The sequence below is a fragment of the Acidovorax sp. KPB24-07 genome (assembly GCF_057543315.1).
Genome location: NZ_BAAJYS010000970.1, coordinates 1 through 526 on the forward strand (window position 1 = coordinate 1; position 526 = coordinate 526).

Annotated in this window: 1 pseudogene; it reads left to right on the top strand. The window is 70.3% G+C overall.

The features are described from left to right. Window positions 1-526, top strand: a pseudogene (locus tag AC27IQ_RS26965) (GGDEF domain-containing protein); the annotation flags it as partial.

Genomic DNA, 526 nt, shown 5'->3' on the forward strand with positions numbered 1-526 from the left:
CACATCCTGCGCGTGCTGCCCGGACAGACCCCGGCGCAAAAGCGCCTGCTGGGCCTGTTCGAATCCGCCATCGACAACACCGACTGGGCCCAGTTGCAGAGCGTGCTCGTGGGCTACGCCAACCTCGGGCTGGCCAGCGTGGCCGCACCGGCCGCCGCGGCCGCGGAGCCCTCGGCCGCCACGCACCTGCCCGAGGAACTGACCGAGCAGCTCGCCCGCCTGATCGACAACACCCTGCCCGCGCTGGGCGAGGACGATGCCCGCGTGCATGAACTGGCCGCGCAGCTGACCAATTTCCTGCGCCAGCCCTCGCCGCCGATCTCGACCTTCGGCCTGATGCTGAACAACTTCAGCTACCGGCTGTCGTTCGCCACCGAGGACCAGGCCGCCATCCGCGCCAGCCTGCTCGAACTGCTGCACATGCTGTTCGAGAACATCGCCGTGCTGAGCCAGGACGACCGCTGGCTGCAGGGCCAGGTCGAGGCGCTGATGGCCGCCTCCACGCCGCCGCTCACGCTGCGCCGGC